Source organism: Frigoribacterium sp. Leaf44, from assembly GCF_001421865.1.
GTDB lineage: Bacteria > Actinomycetota > Actinomycetes > Actinomycetales > Microbacteriaceae > Frigoribacterium.
In genome coordinates this window covers 31,353-47,693 of the sequence record NZ_LMLG01000001.1, presented here as the reverse complement: position 1 = coordinate 47,693, position 16,341 = coordinate 31,353, and the positions used below count along the sequence as shown (strand labels likewise).

Genomic DNA, 16,341 nt, shown 5'->3' with positions numbered 1-16,341 from the left:
GGGCGGGGCCGGGCGCAGCATGGACCCATGACCACCACACTCATCACCGGGGCCAACAAGAGCCTCGGACTCGAGACCGCCCGCCGCCTGCTCGAAGCGGGCCACACCGTGTACGCCGGCATGCGCGACCTCGGCTCGGGCGACGCCGTCCGGGCCCTCGGCGCCCACGCCGTGCAGCTCGACGTCACCGACCAGGCGAGCGTCGACGCGGCGCTCGCCTCCCTGCCCGAGCTCGACGTGCTCGTCAACAACGCGGGCGTCCTCGGGTCGTCGTTCGGCGTCGACGACCTCACCCCCGAGACGATGCAGGAGGTGCTCGACGTCAACGTCGTCGGGCTCGTCCGCGTCACCCAGGCCGCGATGCCGCTGCTGCGCCGCTCCGACCGTCCCGTGATCGTCAACGTCGCCTCGGGCGTCGGCTGGCCACGCTGGCTGAGCACCGAGGGCCACGACGAGTACCCCGTCGCCGCGGTGCCCTACGCGTCCTCGAAGGCGGCCGTGATCGCCCTGACCGTGCAGTACGCCAAGAACCTGCCCACCTTCCGCGTGAACGTCAGCGACCCCGGCTACACCGCCACCGACTTCAACGGTCACGGCGGCCACCAGACCGTCACCGAGGGCACGGACGCCACCGTCGCCCTCGCCCTGCTCGGCCCCGACGGCCCGACCGGCGAGTTCCACGACCGCCGGGGCCGCATCGACTACTGAGCGGCGACCGCAGGAGGCGCGGTGCCGGTCCCCGAGACCGGCACCGCGCCTCCTGCGTGGCGAAGGACTAGACCTGTCCTCGTGCCGTCACCGCTCCTCCTCGCCGCCCTCGCCGGCCTGCTCTCTGGCCTCTCCCTCGTCGTCGGGGCGGCGGTGTCGTGGTTCGTCAGGGTGCCCCGCGAGGCCGTCGCCCTCGTCATGGCGTTCGGCGCCGGGGTCCTGATCTCGGCCCTGTCGTTCGACCTCGTCGACGAGGCCACGAGCAGCGGGGGGCTGCTCCCGACCCTCGGTGGGTTCCTCGCGGGCGCCGTCGTCTACGTCGCCCTGGACCAGCTGCTCGAGCACGGCGGGTTCCGGCGCAAGCACCACCGTCGCGGGTCGGCCGGCTCGGGCACCGGCCTGGGCATCGCCCTCGGCGCCCTGCTCGACGGTGTCCCCGAGACGGCGGTGCAAGGCGTGAGCCTCACGGGCGGCGGCTCCCTCAGCATCGCCGTGCTGGTCGCCGTGGTGATCTCGAACTTCCCCGAGGGCATGTCGAGCACGGCCGACCTCAAGTCGTCGGGCCGGTCCGCCCGGTACGTCTTCGGCCTCTGGTCGGGCATCGCCGTCGTGTGCGCCCTGTCCGCCCTCGGCGGGTACGCCCTGCTGGGCGGGGTGCCCGAGGGCGGGCAGTCGTTCGTCATGGCGTTCGCCGCCGGGGCGATCCTCGCGATGATCTGCGACACGATGATCCCCGAGGCCTTCCGCAAGACGCAGACGCTGACGGGACTGGTGACGGTGCTCGGCTTCGTCGCGAGCTACGTCGTGCACCAGGTCGCCTGAGCAGGGGGCCGCGCCCCGAACTGGGTCATCCGTTCTGCGCAACGTCGCCGACACCGGGGGCGATGCTCGGTACCCTGCTGTCGTGAGCCCCGACCTTCCCGCCACTCCGGAGAACCACCCGGAGTCCGTCCGGCGTCTCGCCGCGACCCTGCAGACCCTGGACGAGGCGCACCGTCGCTACCGGCTCCACGCCGCGAAGGTCGTCGGCATGGGCCACACCGAGCTGGCCGCGCTGCTCGCCGTCGCCGACGCCCCGGGGCTGACCCCGGGCGCGCTCGCCCAAGAGCTGCTGCTCAGCACGGGGGCGACGACGGCCGTGGTCGACCGGCTCGAGAAGTCGGGGCACGTCACGCGCAGCCGACACCCGGGCGACCGCCGCAGCCTCTTCCTGCACCTGACCGCGCAGGGCGAGGGCACGACGACCACCCTGCGCGAGGCGTACCAGTACGTCCTCTCGACCACGGGCACGGACGAGACGATCGCCGAGGCCCTCCCCCAGCTCGACAGCATCGCGGCGGCGCTCGACGCCGCCGCCCGCGAATCCGTGTCCTGACCCGCGCCGCGCCTCCTCGGGGTCGGGGTCGGGGTCGGGGTCGGGTCGGGGTCGGGTCGGGGTCGGGGTCGGGGTCGCACCACCGATGTGTCGTCGAACCACGGAACACGATGGTTCGACGACCCATCGGTGGTTCGACTGCGAGCCACGACTCCTAGGCTGCGGGGCATGACATCCGACGTCGGGGCTCGCTACGCCGCGCGGGCCCGCGAGTACGTCGACCACCTCGGCTCGATGTCGGCGGTGCACCCCGCTGACGAACACCTGGTCACGTCCTGGGCGACGACGGTAGAGGGTCCCGTGCTCGACGCGGGCTGCGGGCCGGGCCACTGGTCGGGGCACCTCGCCGCGCGGGGCGTCCACGTGCGCGGACTCGACCGGGTCCCGGCCTTCGTCGAGCACGCGCGCCACACCCACCCGGACGTCTCGTTCGACCTCGGCAGCATCGATGCCCTGCCCTCCGACGCCGACGAGTTCGCCGGAGTCCTCGCCTGGTACTCGCTGATCCACCACGACCCGGGCAGCATCCGGCGCCCCCTCCGCGAGTTCGCCCGCGTGCTCCGGCCGGGCGGCGGGCTGCTCGTCGGGTTCTTCACCGGGTCGACCGGGTCGACCGTCGAACCGTTCGACCACGCGATCACGACCGCGTGGCGCTGGGCACCCGACCTCCTCGCGGACGAGCTGCGCGCCTCCGGGTTCGACGTGCTCGAGACCCACACCCGCACGGGACCACCGTCCGGGCCGAGGCCCCACGGTGCGATCATCGCCCGACTCGCACCGTGAACCGAGCGTCGCACCGCCGATTTCCGCGGTACGACGTCCAGTCGGCGGTGCGACACCCGCGCGACCGGCGCCGGGGCACGCGCCGCGGCGGTCAGCCGCCCTGGCGCACCTGCCGCACGTACCGGTACACCGTCGGCTCGGACACGTGCAGCGCCTCGGCCACCTGGGCCACCGCGCCCTTGAGCAGGAAGACCCCCGCCCGTTCGATCTCGCGCACGGCCGCGACCTTCTCGTCGGGCGTCATGCGGTGCGGCTCGACGCCCTGGGCCGCCACGATGCGGGCGACGCCGTCGAGGGCGAGCTCGTCGACGTTCATGCTCAGTCGCTCGGCGACCGGCCCCGACGACGAGGTCGAGGTCGAGGCAGTGCCGGCCTCGGACCCGGGCCCCAGGGGCGCCCCCTTGACCAGCCCCGTCGTCGCCGTGATGGCCGCGAGCAGGTCACGAGCCCGGGTCAGCGGCTCGTCGTCGATGTTGAGGCAGAGCATGCCCACGACGTCGCCGCCCGCGTCGCGGATGAAGAAGGTCGACGAGCGGAACGTGCCGCCGGTGCGGGACTCGGCCAGGTAGTTGGCCAGGTAGTCGCGGTCGTCGTGCTCGTGGTTCTGCAGGACCTTGAGCACCAGGTCGGTCGCCGGCCCGCCGACGCTGCGCCCGCTCACGTGGCCGTTCGTCAGGGCGACGATCGACCGGCTCAGGTCGCTCGTGTCGTGCAGCACGACCTCGGTCCGCGGCCCGAGCAGCTCGGCGAAGAAGTCCATGAGCGGCAGGTAGGGCTCGAACTCGGCCCGCAGGACCCGGCTGGCGTCGACCACGGTGGCGCTGCTGGCTCTCGTCATGCCCCCAGGTTACCGGCACGTGACGAAATCGTCGCACTGTGATAATTTCTTCTCATCTCGCCGATCACTCGGCTGGCTTGCGATGACCGACGACGCTCACGAAAGGCTCGACCATGACCCGAACCCGCTCCCGCTCCGCCCTCTGGGGCACCGTCGCCACGGGCGCCGTCCTGGCCCTCGGCCTCACCGCGTGCGGCGGCCCGAGCGCCCCGCAGCCCGGCGACGCCTCCGGCGACGCGTCCGGCGGCGCCTCGTCGTCCTCGACCATCCCCGACACGAGCGCGCTGCTCGACGCGGTCCAGGTCGACGACGCCCTCGCCGCCCAGGTGCCCGCGGACATCAAGGACGCGGGCACGCTCGTCGTCGGCTCGAACGTCCAGTCCGCGCCCAACAACTTCTACGCGGCCGACGGCTCGACCGTCATCGGCTCGGACCACGACCTCATCACCGCGGTCGGCAAGAAGCTCGGCCTCGACGTCGAGTACCAGAACCAGGACTTCGGCTCGCTCATCACCAGCCTGCAGTCCGGCCGCGTCGACGTGACGATCGCCGCGATGAACGACACGGCCGAGCGCCAGCAGGCGATCGACTTCGTCGACTACCTGACCTCGGGCATCACGCTGATGGTGCAGAAGGGCAACCCCGACGACATCACCGGCCCCGACGCGCTCTGCGGCAAGTCGATCGCCGTCGTCACCGGCACCAGCCAGCAGGAGTTCGCCGAGGCCACCAGCACGCAGTGCGAGTCCGACGGCGAGGAGGCCCTCGACATCACGGTGACCGACAGCGACAGCCAGAACCAGACGCAGCTGCGCACCGGCCGCATCGACGCCATCGTCAACGACCTGCCCAGCGCGGTCTACATCTCGAAGACCGCCCAGGACGGCCAGGCCTTCGAGGTCGTCCCCGGCGACGTCATCGACGGCGCCCCGTACGGCATCGGCGTCAACAAGGACGACGCCGAGCTGCGCGACGCCATCGCCGCGGCCCTCGACTCGCTCATCGACGACGGCACCTACGGCGAGGTCCTCGACGCCTGGGGCATCACCTCGGGCAGCGTCACCGAGGCCACCGTCAACGGCGGCAAGTAGGTGGCGACCGCACGACCGACGGGCACCGACCCGGGCGACGCGACCCGCGCCTCCTCGGCCGGACGCGGCGGCGGGCCCGTCGGCAGCCGTGAGCTGCTGCCCCAGGTGCGCCTGAAGCACTGGGGCCGCTGGGTCAGCGCCGTCGTCATCGTGGTGCTGCTCGTCGCGCTCGTCTACGGGGCGTCGCAGGGCGACATCTCGTACCGCGACATCCCGTACTACCTGGTGTCGCCGATCATCCTGCAGGGCCTCGTCGGCACGATCGTGCTCGCCGTGGTGGCCCAGGTGAGCGCCGTGGTCATCGGCGTCGTCATCGCCCTGATGCGCATCTCGAAGAACCCGGTGGCGCAGGCCTTCGCGGCCGGCTACACCTGGCTGTTCCGCGGCCTGCCCGTGCTGCTGCAGATCCTGCTCTGGTACAACCTGGCGCTGATCTTCCCGCGCCTGACCGTCGGGGTGCCGTTCACCGACGTGGTGTTCCTCGACGTCAGCACGAACGACGTCATGACCACGTTCGTCGCGGCGTTCCTCGGTCTGGCCCTCAACGAGAGCGCCTACATGGCCGAGATCGTGCGCGCCGGCCTCAAGAGCGTCGACCGCGGTCAGATCGAGGCCGCCCAGTCGATCGGGCAGACCCCGATGCAGCGCATGGCCCGCATCGTGCTGCCCCAGGCGATGCGCATCATCATCCCGCCGACCGGCAACGACTTCATCAACATGCTCAAGGGCACGGCGATGGCGTCGGTCATCGGCTACCTCGAGTTGATCAAGGCGGCGAACAACATCGCCTCGTTCAACCTGCAGGTGATGGAGACCCTGATCGCCGCGGCGATCTGGTACATGGTCATCGTCAGCGTGGCGAGCGTCGGCCAGTTCTACCTGGAGCGCAGCTTCGACCGCCAGGACCGCCGCCCCGGCGGGCCGCCGAACGCCCGCGCCCTCCGCCGCAAAGTCGCCGCCGACCTCGGCCGCGCACCCCTCGTGAGGAGCACCCCGTGACCACGACCGACACGACGACCGCAGGAGGCGCGGTGCCCGCCGCCGAGGCGGCCCCCGTCCTCGAGGCCATCGGCATCGGCAAGTCGTACGGCAGCCACGAGGTGCTGCGCGACGTCTCGATGACGGTGCGCAGCGGCGAGGTGGTCTGCATCATCGGCCCGTCCGGAGCCGGCAAGTCGACGTTCCTCCGCACCCTGAACCGGCTCGAGGAACCCGACGCGGGCGAGGTCTGGGTGGGCGGCGAGCCGATGGGCTTCGAGCTCCGCGACGGTGTGCTGCACGAGCTGAGCGAGCGCCGCCTGTCGGCCCAACGCGCCCGCACGGCCATGGTGTTCCAGCACTTCAACCTGTTCCCGCACCTGACCGTGCTGGGCAACGTGCTCGAGGGCCCCGTCCGCGTGCAGCGCCGGTCGGCGAAGGAGGCGCGGCGCGAGGCCGTCGAGATCCTCGAGCGGGTGGGCCTCGGCGACAAGGTCGACGCCTACCCCGGCCAGCTCTCGGGCGGGCAGCGGCAGCGCGTGGCGATCGCCCGGGCCGTCGCGATGAAGCCGCTCTTCCTGCTCTTCGACGAGCCGACCTCGGCCCTCGACCCCGAGCTGGTCGGCGAGGTGCTCAAGGTGATGGGCGACCTGGCGCGCGACGGCATGACGATGCTCGTCGTGACGCACGAGATCCAGTTCGCCCGCGAGGTCGCCGACCGCGTGGTGTTCATGGCCGACGGCGGCATCGTCGAGCAGGGGCCGGTCGAGCAGGTGCTCGGTGCCCCGCGTGAGGCGCGCACCCAGCAGTTCCTGCAGCGGGTGCTGACGTGACGACGGGTAAGCCGACGGCCCCGGGCTCGGCGCTCGACGCCTACCTCGCGTCGTTCGCCGAGCCGGTCGGCTACCTGAACTTCGGCAGCTACGGGCCGCCGTCGCGGGACGTCGTCGAGACGATCGGCCGCCTCGCCTCCGCGGCGAGCGCCGGGGTCCCCTCGTCCGGCCTGCACGCCGAGGACGAGCGGGCCCTCGCGGCGGTCTCGCGCCTCACCGGGTTCGACCGCGGCGGGGTCGCCCTCACCGGCAGCACGTCGCTGGGGCTGATGCAGATCGCGTTCGGCCTGCCCCGGGGCGAGGTCGTGGTCAGCAGCGCCGAGTTCCCGTCGAACCTGTACGCGTGGTGGCGCTCGGAGGAGGCCGGGCTCACGACGGTGCAACCACTGCCCGCCGTCCCGGGGCAGCCGCTGGCGCCCGTCACGCCCGAGCGCGTGGCCGACGCGGTCGGGCCCGACACCGTGGCCGTCGCGGTGAGCGCGGTCGACTTCCGCACGGGCACCGTCGCCGACCTCGCCGGGCTGAGGGAGGCCGTGGGCGACCGATTGCTCGTCGTCGACGGCATCCAGGGGTTCGGCGTCCTCGACGCCGACTGGACGCTCGCCGACGCCCTCGTCGTCGGTGGGCAGAAGTGGCTGCGCGCGGGCTGGGGAACCGGGTTCGTGGCGCTGTCCTCGCGGGCCCTGGCGCGCCTCCGTCCGGTCCTCGGGGGGTGGACGGGCGTCGAGGGCGCGTCGCGCTACGACGGCGTGCCGCACGCCCCGCTGCCCGGGGCGCAGCGCCTGTCGGTGACCAACGGGTCGCCGTTCGCGTCGGGCGCCCTCGCCACGGCGCTCGAGCAGCTCGAGTCGGTGGGCGTCGACGTCGTGGCGTCCCGCGTGGCGGACACGGCGGGCGACCTGATCGGCCGACTCGAGGCCGCCGAGGTGCCCGTGCTCTCCCCCGTCGACCGGTCACGGCGGGCGGGACTCGTCGTCGCCGGCGTGCCCACGGGTGAGGCCGCCGCCGTCGGCGCCCGACTCGAGGCCGCCGGCGTCACGGCGACCGTCCACGGCGACGACCGCGTGCGCCTCAGCGTGCACGCCACCACCACCCCGGCCGCGCTCGACGCGGCCCTGACCGTCCTGGGAGGACGACGATGACCCTCGACCCGAACCCCCTCCGCGCCGTGCACACCGACCGGGCCCCGGCCGCGATCGGTCCGTACTCGCAGGCCGTCCGGGTGGGCGACCTCGTCTTCGTGTCGGGCCAGCTGCCGATCGACCCGGCCACGGGCGAGTTCGCCGGGCCGGACGTCCGCGACGAGGCGGCCCAGTCGTTGCGCAACGGCGCCGCCGTGCTCGAGGCCGCGGGCTCGCGCATCGACCTCGTCGTCAAGACGACGGTGCTGCTGGCCGACATCGCCGACTTCGCCGTCGTGAACGAGGCCTACGCCGAGGTGTTCCACGGCGGGGTGCTGCCGGCCCGAGCGGCCTACCAGGTCGCCGCCCTGCCCAAGGGCGCCCGGGTCGAGATCGAGTTCGTGGCGGCGGTCGCCCCGGGGCACGCCGGGTAGCATCACGGCATGCCGGAGGGTGACAGCGTCCACCTGCTGGCGGCGCGCCTCCGTCCGTCGCTCGTCGACCGCGTCGTCGTCGACGGCGAGCTGCGGTCGGGCGGCCGGGCGGGCGAGTCGCTCGCCGGCCGGCGCGTCGTCGAGGTCGACACCCACGGCAAGCACCTGCTGACCCGCTTCGACGACGCCACCACCCTGCACACGCACCTGCGCATGCAGGGGTCGTGGACGCTGACCCGACCCGGTCGCGTCCTGCCGTCGCGGCTGCAGCGGCAGGTCCGCGTGCGGGCCCGGCTCGACGACGGCCACACCCTCTGGGGCGTCGACCTTCCGGTCGTCGACCTGGTGCCGACCCGGGACGAGCACACGCTGATCGGCCACCTGGGCCCCGACCCGCTGCGCCCCGACTGGGACCCCGAGGAGGCGCGACGTCGCCTGGCCGCACTCCCCGACGTCACGGTCCGTGCCGCCCTGCTCGACCAACGTCCGATGGCCGGTCTCGGCAACCTCTGGGTCAACGAGGTGGGGTACCTGCGGGGGGTGCACCCGGCCACCCCGATCGGTCGGGTCGACGTGGTCAAGCTCGTCGACGTGGCCGCGCGCGCCCTGCGATTCTCGGTCTCGACGCCCGGCGCCTACCAGGTCACGACGGGCCGGACCCGCCGCGGCGAGACGCACTGGGTCGTCGGCCGGGCCGGGCGCCCGTGCCTGCGCTGCGGCACCCGCGTCGAGGCACGCGACGACCCGTCGACGCCGGACGGGCGCACGCGACGGGCCTGGTGGTGCCCGCGGTGCCAGCCCGCGGCGTGACGGCGGACGGTCGCGACGACGTGCGCCGAGGAGCGGGCCGCGCCCGGCTCAGCGCACGCTGACGAAGATCGGGTTCGCGTAGAGCCAGGTGTCGGCCCACGGGTCGGCCGGGGCGACGGGGTACGGCTGGGGCGCCCGGGGGTCGACCTCGGCGCCGAGCGGACCGACGCCGTGCACCCGACCGTCGCTGCCGCGCAGGCGTACGTAGCCGTCCTCGGTGACGGGCTCGAGCGGCACCACGACGCGGAACGGGGCGGCGGAGCGGTCGGCGACGTCGAGCAGTTCGACGACCCGGGTGCCGGGCGCGCGCTGCTCGTCACGGTCGGCCGCGGGTCCGGTGACGCGGCCGCGGATCACGTCGAGGTGGGCGAGCCGCGGGACGGTGCCCCGTGAGGTGGGCGTCGTCGTGGGCACGACGTCGACCACGAGCTCGAGGGCGGTGCCGCGCGGGACGGTGAGGGTCCCGCCCAGGGTGGCCTGCGCCTCCTGCCCGCCGGTGGCCCGGAGCACGACGGAGAGCCCGGCGACGAGGTGCCCGTGGTCGACCCAGAGCCGACCGGCGCGGATCGCGTCGAGCAGCGCGGCGGACGAGCGGTCGACGGCCCCGACGTGGTTCCGGCTGAACTCGCCCGGCCAGAAGTCGGCGCCGTTCTGGGGCGTGGCCGTGGCGATGGGGTCGGGTCGACGGCCGGCACGGTCGAAGTTGGCGAGCGTCGCGCCGGCCTCCCAGCCGGCCCCGGTCGGGAAGTCGCCGACGCGCGTGGCGTCGGACTCCTTGAGGTGCAGGTCGCTGTTCGAGGTGATCCACCAGCGCCGCCCCTCGCTGAGCAGCGAGTCCCACACGCCGCCGACGACGGCCGTCGTCCAGTCGAAGCCGCCGTGGGTCAGGTAGGCCTCGGCGGGGTAGCCGGCGAACGAGAACTCGCTGGGGGCGTTCTCGTACTCGCCCCGCCGCGAGCGCGCCGAGGCGTTCGCGGCGACGGCACCGGCCTGGGCACCGGGGGCGCCCTCCATGCCGACGAACACGTCGGGGTCGGCGTCCTGCCAGGCCCGCAGCTCGCCGGGCGAGTCGATGCCGAGGCGGCTCGGGTGGTTCGCCAGGACGATCACGTCGTCGACGACGCCCGCGCTCTTCTGGGCGCCGAGCCAGGCGATCGCGTCGGTGGCGTGCACGAGCCACTCGGCGGCGTCGTCGGTGCCGGGGCGCGGTTTCTCCCAGCCGTTGAGCTTGCCGTCGTGGTCGAGCTCGAAGCGGCGCAGCACGCGGGTCGTCGCGGGACCGGGTGCGACGAGCACGGTGGCGTGCTCGGCGCCGGGGATGTACCACTCGAGCCCCTGCAGCACGAGCAGGTCGGGCCGGGCAACCCGCGCGGTCTCGATCTCCCTGGCGGCGTTGAACACCCCGCCGACGTTGGCGTGGCCCTTGTTGCTGTGCTCGGTGAAGGCGATCGCGTCGACGCCGAAGCGCTGCGCCCGGTCGAGGATCGTCGTCATGGGGTACTTCGCGTCGTGCGAGTAGACGGAGTGCACGTGGTGGTCGAACACCAGCCACGAGAGCGTCGCCGGGTCGACCACGGCGGGCACCGACGGCAGCGGCGCGGCCTCGGCGGGGTCCGCTCCCCGCAGTCCCTGGGCGGTCGCCCCCACGGCGACCGTCGCGGCGACGGAGGCCCCCAGGAAGGCCCGGCGGGAGAAGCCCGATCCGGTCGGGGCGGGCTGCACGGGGCGGGGGTCGAGGGACATGGCATCACTTTCGTCGGGCGGGCGTCCCGACCGTAGGGAGCGGGCCTGAACCGCAGGCCAACGGTCGGGGACGCTTGCGACACCGGGCGTTCACGATCCGTTCCCCCGGGTGCGCGACAGTCCTGGCGTCGCCGCGCGCTCCCCGCCGCGGAGGCCCACCGCACCCACCGAAGGTCCCGATGCCCTCCTCCGTCCCCACCGCCCGCCGCCTCCCCTCGCGCGCCTCCGTCCCGGCCGCCCGCCGCCTCGCCTCGCGCGCCTCCGGACGGGCCCTGCTCGTCGGGGCGGTCCTCGCCGCCGGCACGGTCGCGGGCCTGGCCGGGCCCGGTGCCGCCGTCGCCGCCCAGGCACCCGCCGACCCCGCGCCGCTCGTGCTGCGCGACGCCGTCGGCACCGCGATCGTGTCGGGCGACGCCCGTGCCGACCCGTCGTTCGCCTCGGCGCTGTTCGCCGCCGGCTGCCCGGCCGACGCGGACGACGCCGCCCGACTCTCGGTGACGTCAGGAGGCGCGACCGTCGTCACGTCGCCGAGCGTCGCGGTGGCCGCGGGGCAGCCGGTCGAGGTGCCGATGGCGATCTCGTTCGAGGAGGTCGTCGCCGCCGGCGTCGAGGCGGGCGGAGCGACGCTCTCGCTGGAATGCCTCGTCGTCGAGTCGGGCATCCCGTCGACGGTCGTCGTGGCCGCGACGCTGCCGGTGACCTTCGCCGCGGGGACCTGGTCGGTGCCCGGCGCCGAGGTCGACCCGGCGCCGCCGACGGACGATCCGACCGCGGTGCCGACCGATCCCGGCACGGCGCCCTCCCCCGCGCCCACGGACGGTGCCGGGGCGGGAACGGGCTCGACGCCGCGCCCCTCGGCCACGGCCCGGCCCTCCGCCGACGGAGCCCTCGCCTTCACCGGCGGACAGGTCGCCGGGGTCGGCGCACTCGCCGCCGGCCTGCTCGCGGCAGGCACCGCCCTCGTCCTGCGGCGGCGTCGGACCGCGCCCGTCGACGGGCCGCCCGCGGGGCAGGGCTAGCGCGCGCTCGGCGCCTGCTCGTCCGCGGCGACGTCCTTCTGCACGGCGAACTGCGTGCGGTGCAGTTCTTCGTAGCGTCCCTCCGCGGCCAGCAACTCCTCGTGCGTGCCGCGCTCCACGATCGAGCCGTCCTCGACCACGAGGATCTGGTCCGCGCTGCGGATGGTGGACAGGCGGTGGGCGATGACCAGGGCGGTCCGCCCCTCGAGCGCCTCGCTGAGGGCGGCCTGCACGGCGGCCTCGGACGTCGAGTCGAGGGCCGCGGTCGCCTCGTCGAGGATGACGACGCGGGGCTGTGCCAGCAGGAGGCGCGCGATGGTCATCCGCTGACGCTCGCCTCCCGAGAGCCGGTAGCCGCGCTCTCCCACCATCGTGTCGAGCTGGTCCGGCAGGGACCGGACGAGGGGCTCGAGCCGCGCACGGCGGACGGCGTCCCAGACCTCGTCGTCGGTCGCCTCCGGCCTCGCGAGACGCAGGTTGCTGAGGATCGTCTCGTGGAACAGGTGGCCGTCCTGGGTCACCATGCCCAGGGTGTGGCGCATCGAGGCGAAGGTCACGTCGCGGACGTCCGTTCCCGCGAGGCGCACGGCACCGCCGTCGACGTCGTACAGACGCGACATCAGCTGCGCGATCGTGGATTTCCCGGCACCCGACGTGCCCACGAGCGCGACGGTCTGCCCCGGCTCGATCCGGAAGGAGACGCCGTGCAGCACCTCCTCGCCGCCGCGGGTGTCCAGGGTGGAGACCTCTTCGAGGGAGGCCAGGGACACCTTGTCGGCGGACGGGTACGCGAAGCGGACGTCGTCGAACTCGACGCTCACCGGGCCCTCGGGGACGGAGGCGGCGGTGGGCTTCTCCTGGATCAGCGGTTCGAGGTCCAACACCTCGAAGACGCGCTCGAAGCTCACCACCGCGCTCATGATCTCGACCCGCGCGTTCGCGAGCCCGGTCAGCGGCACGTAGAGGCGGGTGAGGAGGAGGGCCAGGGTGACGACCTCGCCGGTGTCGAGCTGGCCGGCGAGCGCGAGGGCGCCGCCGAGCCCGTAGACGAGCGCGAGGGCGAGGGCGGAGACGAGGGTCAGTGCGGTGACGAAGACGAACTGCAGCAGGGCGGTGCGGACGCCGATGTCGCGGACGCGGGCGGCGCGGACGCGGAACTCCTCCGCCTCCTCGTCGGGACGGCCGAACAGCTTGACGAGGGTGGCCCCGGGCGCGGAGAAGCGCTCGGTCATCTGCGTGCTCATCGCGGAGTTGTGGTCGGCGGCCTCGCGGCGGAGGGCCGCGAGACGGCTGCCCATGCGCCGCGCGGGCACCAGGAAGATCGGCAGCATGACGACGGCGAGGACGGTCACGAGCCAGGACGTGCTGAGCATGACGATCAGCGTGAGGACCAGGGCCACGACGTTCGTCACGACGCCCGACAGGGTGCCGCTGAAGGCCTGCTGGGCGCCGATGACGTCGTTGTTGAGGCGGCTCACGAGGGCGCCCGTCCGGGTGCGGGTGAAGAACGCGATCGGCATCTTCTGCACGTGGTCGAAGACGGCGGTGCGGAGGTCCAGGATCACGCCCTCGCCGATCCGGGCCGAGAACCAGCGCGTCACCAGCGAGACGCCGGCGTCGGCCAGCGCCACGACGGCGATGAGGACGGCGAGCCGCACGACGGCCGCGAGTTCGCCCCGCGCGACGATGACGTCGACCACCCGGCCGGCCAGCACCGGCGTCGCGACCGCGAGGACGGCACCCACCACGGACAGGGCGATGAAGACGACCAGCTTCGACCGGTAGGGCACCGCGAACGTCATGATCCGCCGGACGGACGCGCGCGAGATGCCGTGCCCACCGTCCCGTGCGGACGAGATCTTGTAGAGCGAGCTCCAGGCCGCGCCTTCCATGCTCATGGGGGTTCCTTCCGTGGGGGCCTGGCCCAATGTAGACGGCGGGTCACCCCGGGCTCGCAGCAGCCGTGTCGGGCCGTCGTCAGGGAACGAGGACGACCTTGCCGTCGAGGGTGCGGGACTCGGCGAGTTCGAGCGCCTTCGAGACGTCCGTGAGCGGTAAGCGCGCGGCGACGTTCGCGGTGAGGACACCGTCTCGGACGAGTTCCAGGACGTGGGTGAGGTCCTCGTCGAGGCGTCGCTGGTACGACTTCCCGCGGGTGCCGTGGCCTGCCCAGAGGTCGTAGAAGGTGGCGCGCTTGCCGTTCGGGAGGGCGTTCCAGGTCAGGATGCGGCCCAGGTGGCGCACGAACGGCGTCCAGAGGCTGCCGGTGCCGCTGACGGCGGCGATGATCGCGTACGACACCAGGGTGCCGCCGCGGCCGAGCAGCGACCACGAGGTCCGCGCCGTCTCCCCTCCGACGTTGTCGAAGACCGCTGCCAGGCCCCCGGCGGGAGCCGACCGGCGCACGGTCGACGCGAGGTCCGGGTCGGCGTAGTCGACGGGGACGACCCCTCGCGCCCGCAGGGACTCGTGGTGGCGCGGGGACGCCGCCGCGATGACGTGGACGCCGGAGTGCTGGGCCATCTGGATGAGCAACCCGCCCACGCCTCCGTTCGCCCCGAACACGAGGATCGTGTCCCCGGCCTCCACGCGTGCGGCCCGGTGCAGCATCTGCCAGGCGGTCACTCCGTTGACGGTTACCGCCTCGGCGAGGTCGGCGGCGAGCCCGTCGGGGACCACGACGCTGTCCCGGGCGGCGACGATCGCGTGTCCGGTCCAGGCGCCGGTCTTCGTCAGAGTCGCCACCCGGCGGCCCACGAGTCCGCCGTCCGCGCCGGTGCCCGCGGCGAGCACGGTGCCGACCAGGTCGTATCCGGGGGTGAAGGGGAACGGCGGCTGGGCGAAGTACCGGCCGCGACGCATCGCCTGTTCCGCGTACGAGATCCCCGTGGCCTCGACGGCCACGAGCAGTTCTCCGGCGGCGGGCGTCCCGACGGGGGCGGCGAGGTCGACCACGAGTCCGTCGGGTTCGACGAGGCCGGGCAGGACGATCCGTGTCGTCGTGGTGGGGAGCGAGGTGTTCGTGTTCATGACGTTCCTTCTTGTTAGTGTTCAGTCAGTCACAACTGCGGACATGCAGAAGGACGAGCGTGCGTGCCGCCCGGGTCAGTCGCGGTGGCGGATGCCGGCGGTGAGCGTCGAGGCCCAGGAGTGCGGCAGGTGGGCCAGGTCCGCCTGGACGACGAGGTGGCAGAGCTGCCCGTAGGCGATGAACCGCTGCACGGCGTCGGGTGCCGCTCCGGACCCCTCGGCGACGGCCTCGACGACGGCCCCGAGTCCTTCGTGGACGGCCGCACGGACCGCGGCCACGTCCGTCGCCGCCTGCGCGTGGGACTGCATCAGGATCAGGTCGCGGTCGGCGATCAACCGGACGTAGGCCTCGGTCATCGCCTCGAGGACACCCTCCGGCGTCGTCGACGCGGAGGCCGCCCCGGCGTCGCGCATGGTCGCCTCGACGAGCGCGTAGGTGTGCCGGACGGCCGCGACGAACAACCCCTCCTTGCCGTCGAAGAGTCGGAAGACGTAGGCGGGCGAGACCCCGGCCGCGGCGGCGACGTCGGCGACCGGGGTCGCGTGGAGGCCCTTGCGGGCGAAGACGTGCACGGCGGCGGAGGTGATGAGCGCCCGCTGCGCCTCGGCCGTCGAACGTGTCGCGGTGCCTGATGTCATGTGACTGAGTGAACACTCACATCGACGTGATGTCAACCGTGATCGTGCGGACGGCAGCCGTTCGCCGGGGGCCGGGCGATGCACGAGGATCGACGTCATGGACACGGACACCCTGGCGTCGACCCCCCGGCTGACCCTCCGCCTGCATCGCGAGGGTGATCTGGAGCGACTCGTCGCGATCCACTCACGGCCGGACGTCGCCCGGTACCTCCTGGAGGAGCCCTGGACGATCGAGACCGGGCGGGCGCAGCTCGAACGACGTCTGGGTCGGACGGACCTGGCCGAGCCCGCCGGCGCACTCGCCCTCGTCATCGAGCGGGCGGGGGCGTTGATCGGCACGGTGGCGCTGTGGCGCACCGAGCCCGAACCCCGCACGCTCGAGGTCGGGTGGACGCTCGATCCCGACCACGGAGGTCAGGGCTTCGCGGGCGAGGCGGTGGCGGCCGCGCTGCGGCTCGCGTTCGCACGGGACGACGTCCATCGCGTCACCGCGCAGATGGACGGCCGCAACACGGCCTCCGCCCGACTCGCGGCCCGGGTCGGCATGCGGCAGGAGGCGCACCACCGGCAGGACTTCTGGAGCAAGGGCGAATGGACCGACACCCTCGTCTTCGCGATGCTCGCCGACGAGCTGCCCGCGTGACGCGTCGGTCCTGGCGGGCCGCCGACGGGCAGACTCGTGCCGAGGAGTCCACGGCGACGGAACGGAGACGGGCATGTTCACGAGGCGGGGGAAGTCGACCGAGGGGTGGGCCCTCATCGGGTTCGGAGTCCTCGCGTTCCTGTTCTCGGTGATCGCGCTGTCCGGCGGATTCGGTCCGATCCCGGACGGCGGTCGCGCGGGGACGTTGGCCTACCTGGGCATCCCCGTCGGCATCGCGGCGATCGTCGTCGGCATCGTCGGCCTCCGTCGTGACGACCGTCGCGCCGGGGACTGAT

The 16,341-nt window shown here is 73.5% G+C and carries 18 protein-coding genes; 13 read left to right on the top strand and 5 right to left on the bottom strand.

Features of this window, described 5'->3' with window-relative positions; all coding sequences use genetic code 11:
* Positions 1 to 27 precede the first annotated feature (27 nt).
* The 4 genes from ASE87_RS00265 (at position 28) to ASE87_RS00250 (ending at position 2,866) form a co-directional block, all read left to right on the top strand.
* Complete coding sequence (locus tag ASE87_RS00265) at positions 28 to 708, top strand: SDR family NAD(P)-dependent oxidoreductase (protein WP_056224964.1); 681 nt, start codon at positions 28 to 30, stop codon at positions 706 to 708.
* An 81-nt stretch (positions 709 to 789) separates the two neighbouring features.
* Positions 790 to 1,530: a ZIP family metal transporter gene (locus ASE87_RS00260; RefSeq protein ID WP_043595668.1), complete on the top strand. Its 741-nt coding sequence runs from the start codon at positions 790 to 792 to the stop codon at positions 1,528 to 1,530.
* An 82-nt stretch (positions 1,531 to 1,612) separates the two neighbouring features.
* Complete coding sequence (locus tag ASE87_RS00255; RefSeq protein ID WP_052505315.1) at positions 1,613 to 2,083, top strand: MarR family transcriptional regulator; 471 nt, start codon at positions 1,613 to 1,615, stop codon at positions 2,081 to 2,083.
* 168 nt (positions 2,084 to 2,251) lie between these two features.
* On the top strand, positions 2,252 to 2,866 hold the full coding sequence (locus ASE87_RS00250; RefSeq protein WP_056224962.1) for a class I SAM-dependent methyltransferase: 615 nt from the start codon (positions 2,252 to 2,254) through the stop codon (positions 2,864 to 2,866).
* Between the two features lie 91 nt (positions 2,867 to 2,957).
* Here ASE87_RS00250 and ASE87_RS00245 read toward each other — a convergent pair whose 3' ends face one another.
* Positions 2,958 to 3,704 (bottom strand): transcriptional regulator, encoded by a 747-nt coding sequence (locus tag ASE87_RS00245; protein WP_056224959.1) that lies wholly within the window; start codon positions 3,702 to 3,704, stop codon positions 2,958 to 2,960.
* A 113-nt stretch (positions 3,705 to 3,817) separates the two neighbouring features.
* Here ASE87_RS00245 and ASE87_RS00240 point away from each other — a divergent pair, with 113 nt between their 5' ends.
* The 6 genes from ASE87_RS00240 to ASE87_RS00215 are packed head-to-tail and all read left to right on the top strand — an operon-like array spanning position 3,818 to position 8,971.
* The gene (locus ASE87_RS00240) at positions 3,818 to 4,795 is read left to right on the top strand and encodes an ABC transporter substrate-binding protein (RefSeq protein WP_056224956.1); all 978 of its coding nucleotides are present in this window, start codon (positions 3,818 to 3,820) and stop codon (positions 4,793 to 4,795) included.
* A complete protein-coding gene (locus tag ASE87_RS00235) occupies positions 4,796 to 5,794 on the top strand; it encodes an amino acid ABC transporter permease (protein ID WP_082452201.1) in 999 nt (332 codons plus the stop codon).
* Positions 5,791 to 6,606, top strand: a complete 816-nt coding sequence (locus ASE87_RS00230) for an amino acid ABC transporter ATP-binding protein (protein ID WP_304437686.1) — start codon at positions 5,791 to 5,793, stop codon at positions 6,604 to 6,606. The genes ASE87_RS00235 and ASE87_RS00230 overlap by 4 nt, the downstream gene beginning before the upstream one ends.
* The gene (locus ASE87_RS00225) at positions 6,603 to 7,748 is read left to right on the top strand and encodes an aminotransferase class V-fold PLP-dependent enzyme (protein ID WP_056224953.1); all 1,146 of its coding nucleotides are present in this window, start codon (positions 6,603 to 6,605) and stop codon (positions 7,746 to 7,748) included. The genes ASE87_RS00230 and ASE87_RS00225 overlap by 4 nt, the downstream gene beginning before the upstream one ends.
* Positions 7,745 to 8,161, top strand: coding sequence for a RidA family protein (locus ASE87_RS00220; RefSeq protein WP_043595677.1), 417 nt, complete (start codon positions 7,745 to 7,747; stop codon positions 8,159 to 8,161). Before ASE87_RS00225 ends, ASE87_RS00220 begins: the two co-directional genes overlap by 4 nt.
* A gap of 9 nt (positions 8,162 to 8,170) precedes the next feature.
* Entirely contained in the window at positions 8,171 to 8,971 is an 801-nt protein-coding gene (locus ASE87_RS00215) for a DNA-formamidopyrimidine glycosylase family protein (protein ID WP_056224950.1), read from the top strand.
* 48 nt (positions 8,972 to 9,019) lie between these two features.
* Here the strand turns inward: ASE87_RS00215 and ASE87_RS00210 are convergent, their stop codons facing one another.
* Positions 9,020 to 10,714: a PHP domain-containing protein gene (locus tag ASE87_RS00210; protein ID WP_056224946.1), complete on the bottom strand. Its 1,695-nt coding sequence runs from the start codon at positions 10,712 to 10,714 to the stop codon at positions 9,020 to 9,022.
* A gap of 179 nt (positions 10,715 to 10,893) precedes the next feature.
* Between ASE87_RS00210 and ASE87_RS00205 the strand changes: the two genes are divergently transcribed.
* Positions 10,894 to 11,733, top strand: coding sequence for a hypothetical protein (locus ASE87_RS00205; RefSeq protein WP_056224943.1), 840 nt, complete (start codon positions 10,894 to 10,896; stop codon positions 11,731 to 11,733).
* On the opposite strand, the gene ASE87_RS00200 is transcribed toward ASE87_RS00205, so the two are convergent.
* From ASE87_RS00200 to ASE87_RS00190, 3 genes are all read right to left on the bottom strand, one after another.
* Entirely contained in the window at positions 11,730 to 13,631 is a 1,902-nt protein-coding gene (locus ASE87_RS00200) for an ABC transporter ATP-binding protein (protein ID WP_043593819.1), read from the bottom strand. The genes ASE87_RS00205 and ASE87_RS00200 overlap by 4 nt on opposite strands.
* A 79-nt stretch (positions 13,632 to 13,710) precedes the next feature.
* Positions 13,711 to 14,763, bottom strand: coding sequence for a zinc-binding dehydrogenase (locus ASE87_RS00195; RefSeq protein WP_056224940.1), 1,053 nt, complete (start codon positions 14,761 to 14,763; stop codon positions 13,711 to 13,713).
* A 75-nt stretch (positions 14,764 to 14,838) separates the two neighbouring features.
* Complete coding sequence (locus tag ASE87_RS00190; RefSeq protein WP_056224937.1) at positions 14,839 to 15,402, bottom strand: TetR/AcrR family transcriptional regulator; 564 nt, start codon at positions 15,400 to 15,402, stop codon at positions 14,839 to 14,841.
* 97 nt (positions 15,403 to 15,499) lie between these two features.
* On the opposite strand from ASE87_RS00190, the gene ASE87_RS00185 reads away from it, so the two are divergent.
* On the top strand, positions 15,500 to 16,045 hold the full coding sequence (locus tag ASE87_RS00185) for a GNAT family N-acetyltransferase (protein ID WP_056224931.1): 546 nt from the start codon (positions 15,500 to 15,502) through the stop codon (positions 16,043 to 16,045).
* A gap of 73 nt (positions 16,046 to 16,118) precedes the next feature.
* Positions 16,119 to 16,340 carry a hypothetical protein gene (locus ASE87_RS00180; RefSeq protein WP_056224928.1) on the top strand — a complete coding sequence of 74 codons (222 nt, stop codon included), beginning with the start codon at positions 16,119 to 16,121 and terminating at the stop codon, positions 16,338 to 16,340.
* The last annotated feature ends 1 nt before the right edge of the window (position 16,341 follow it).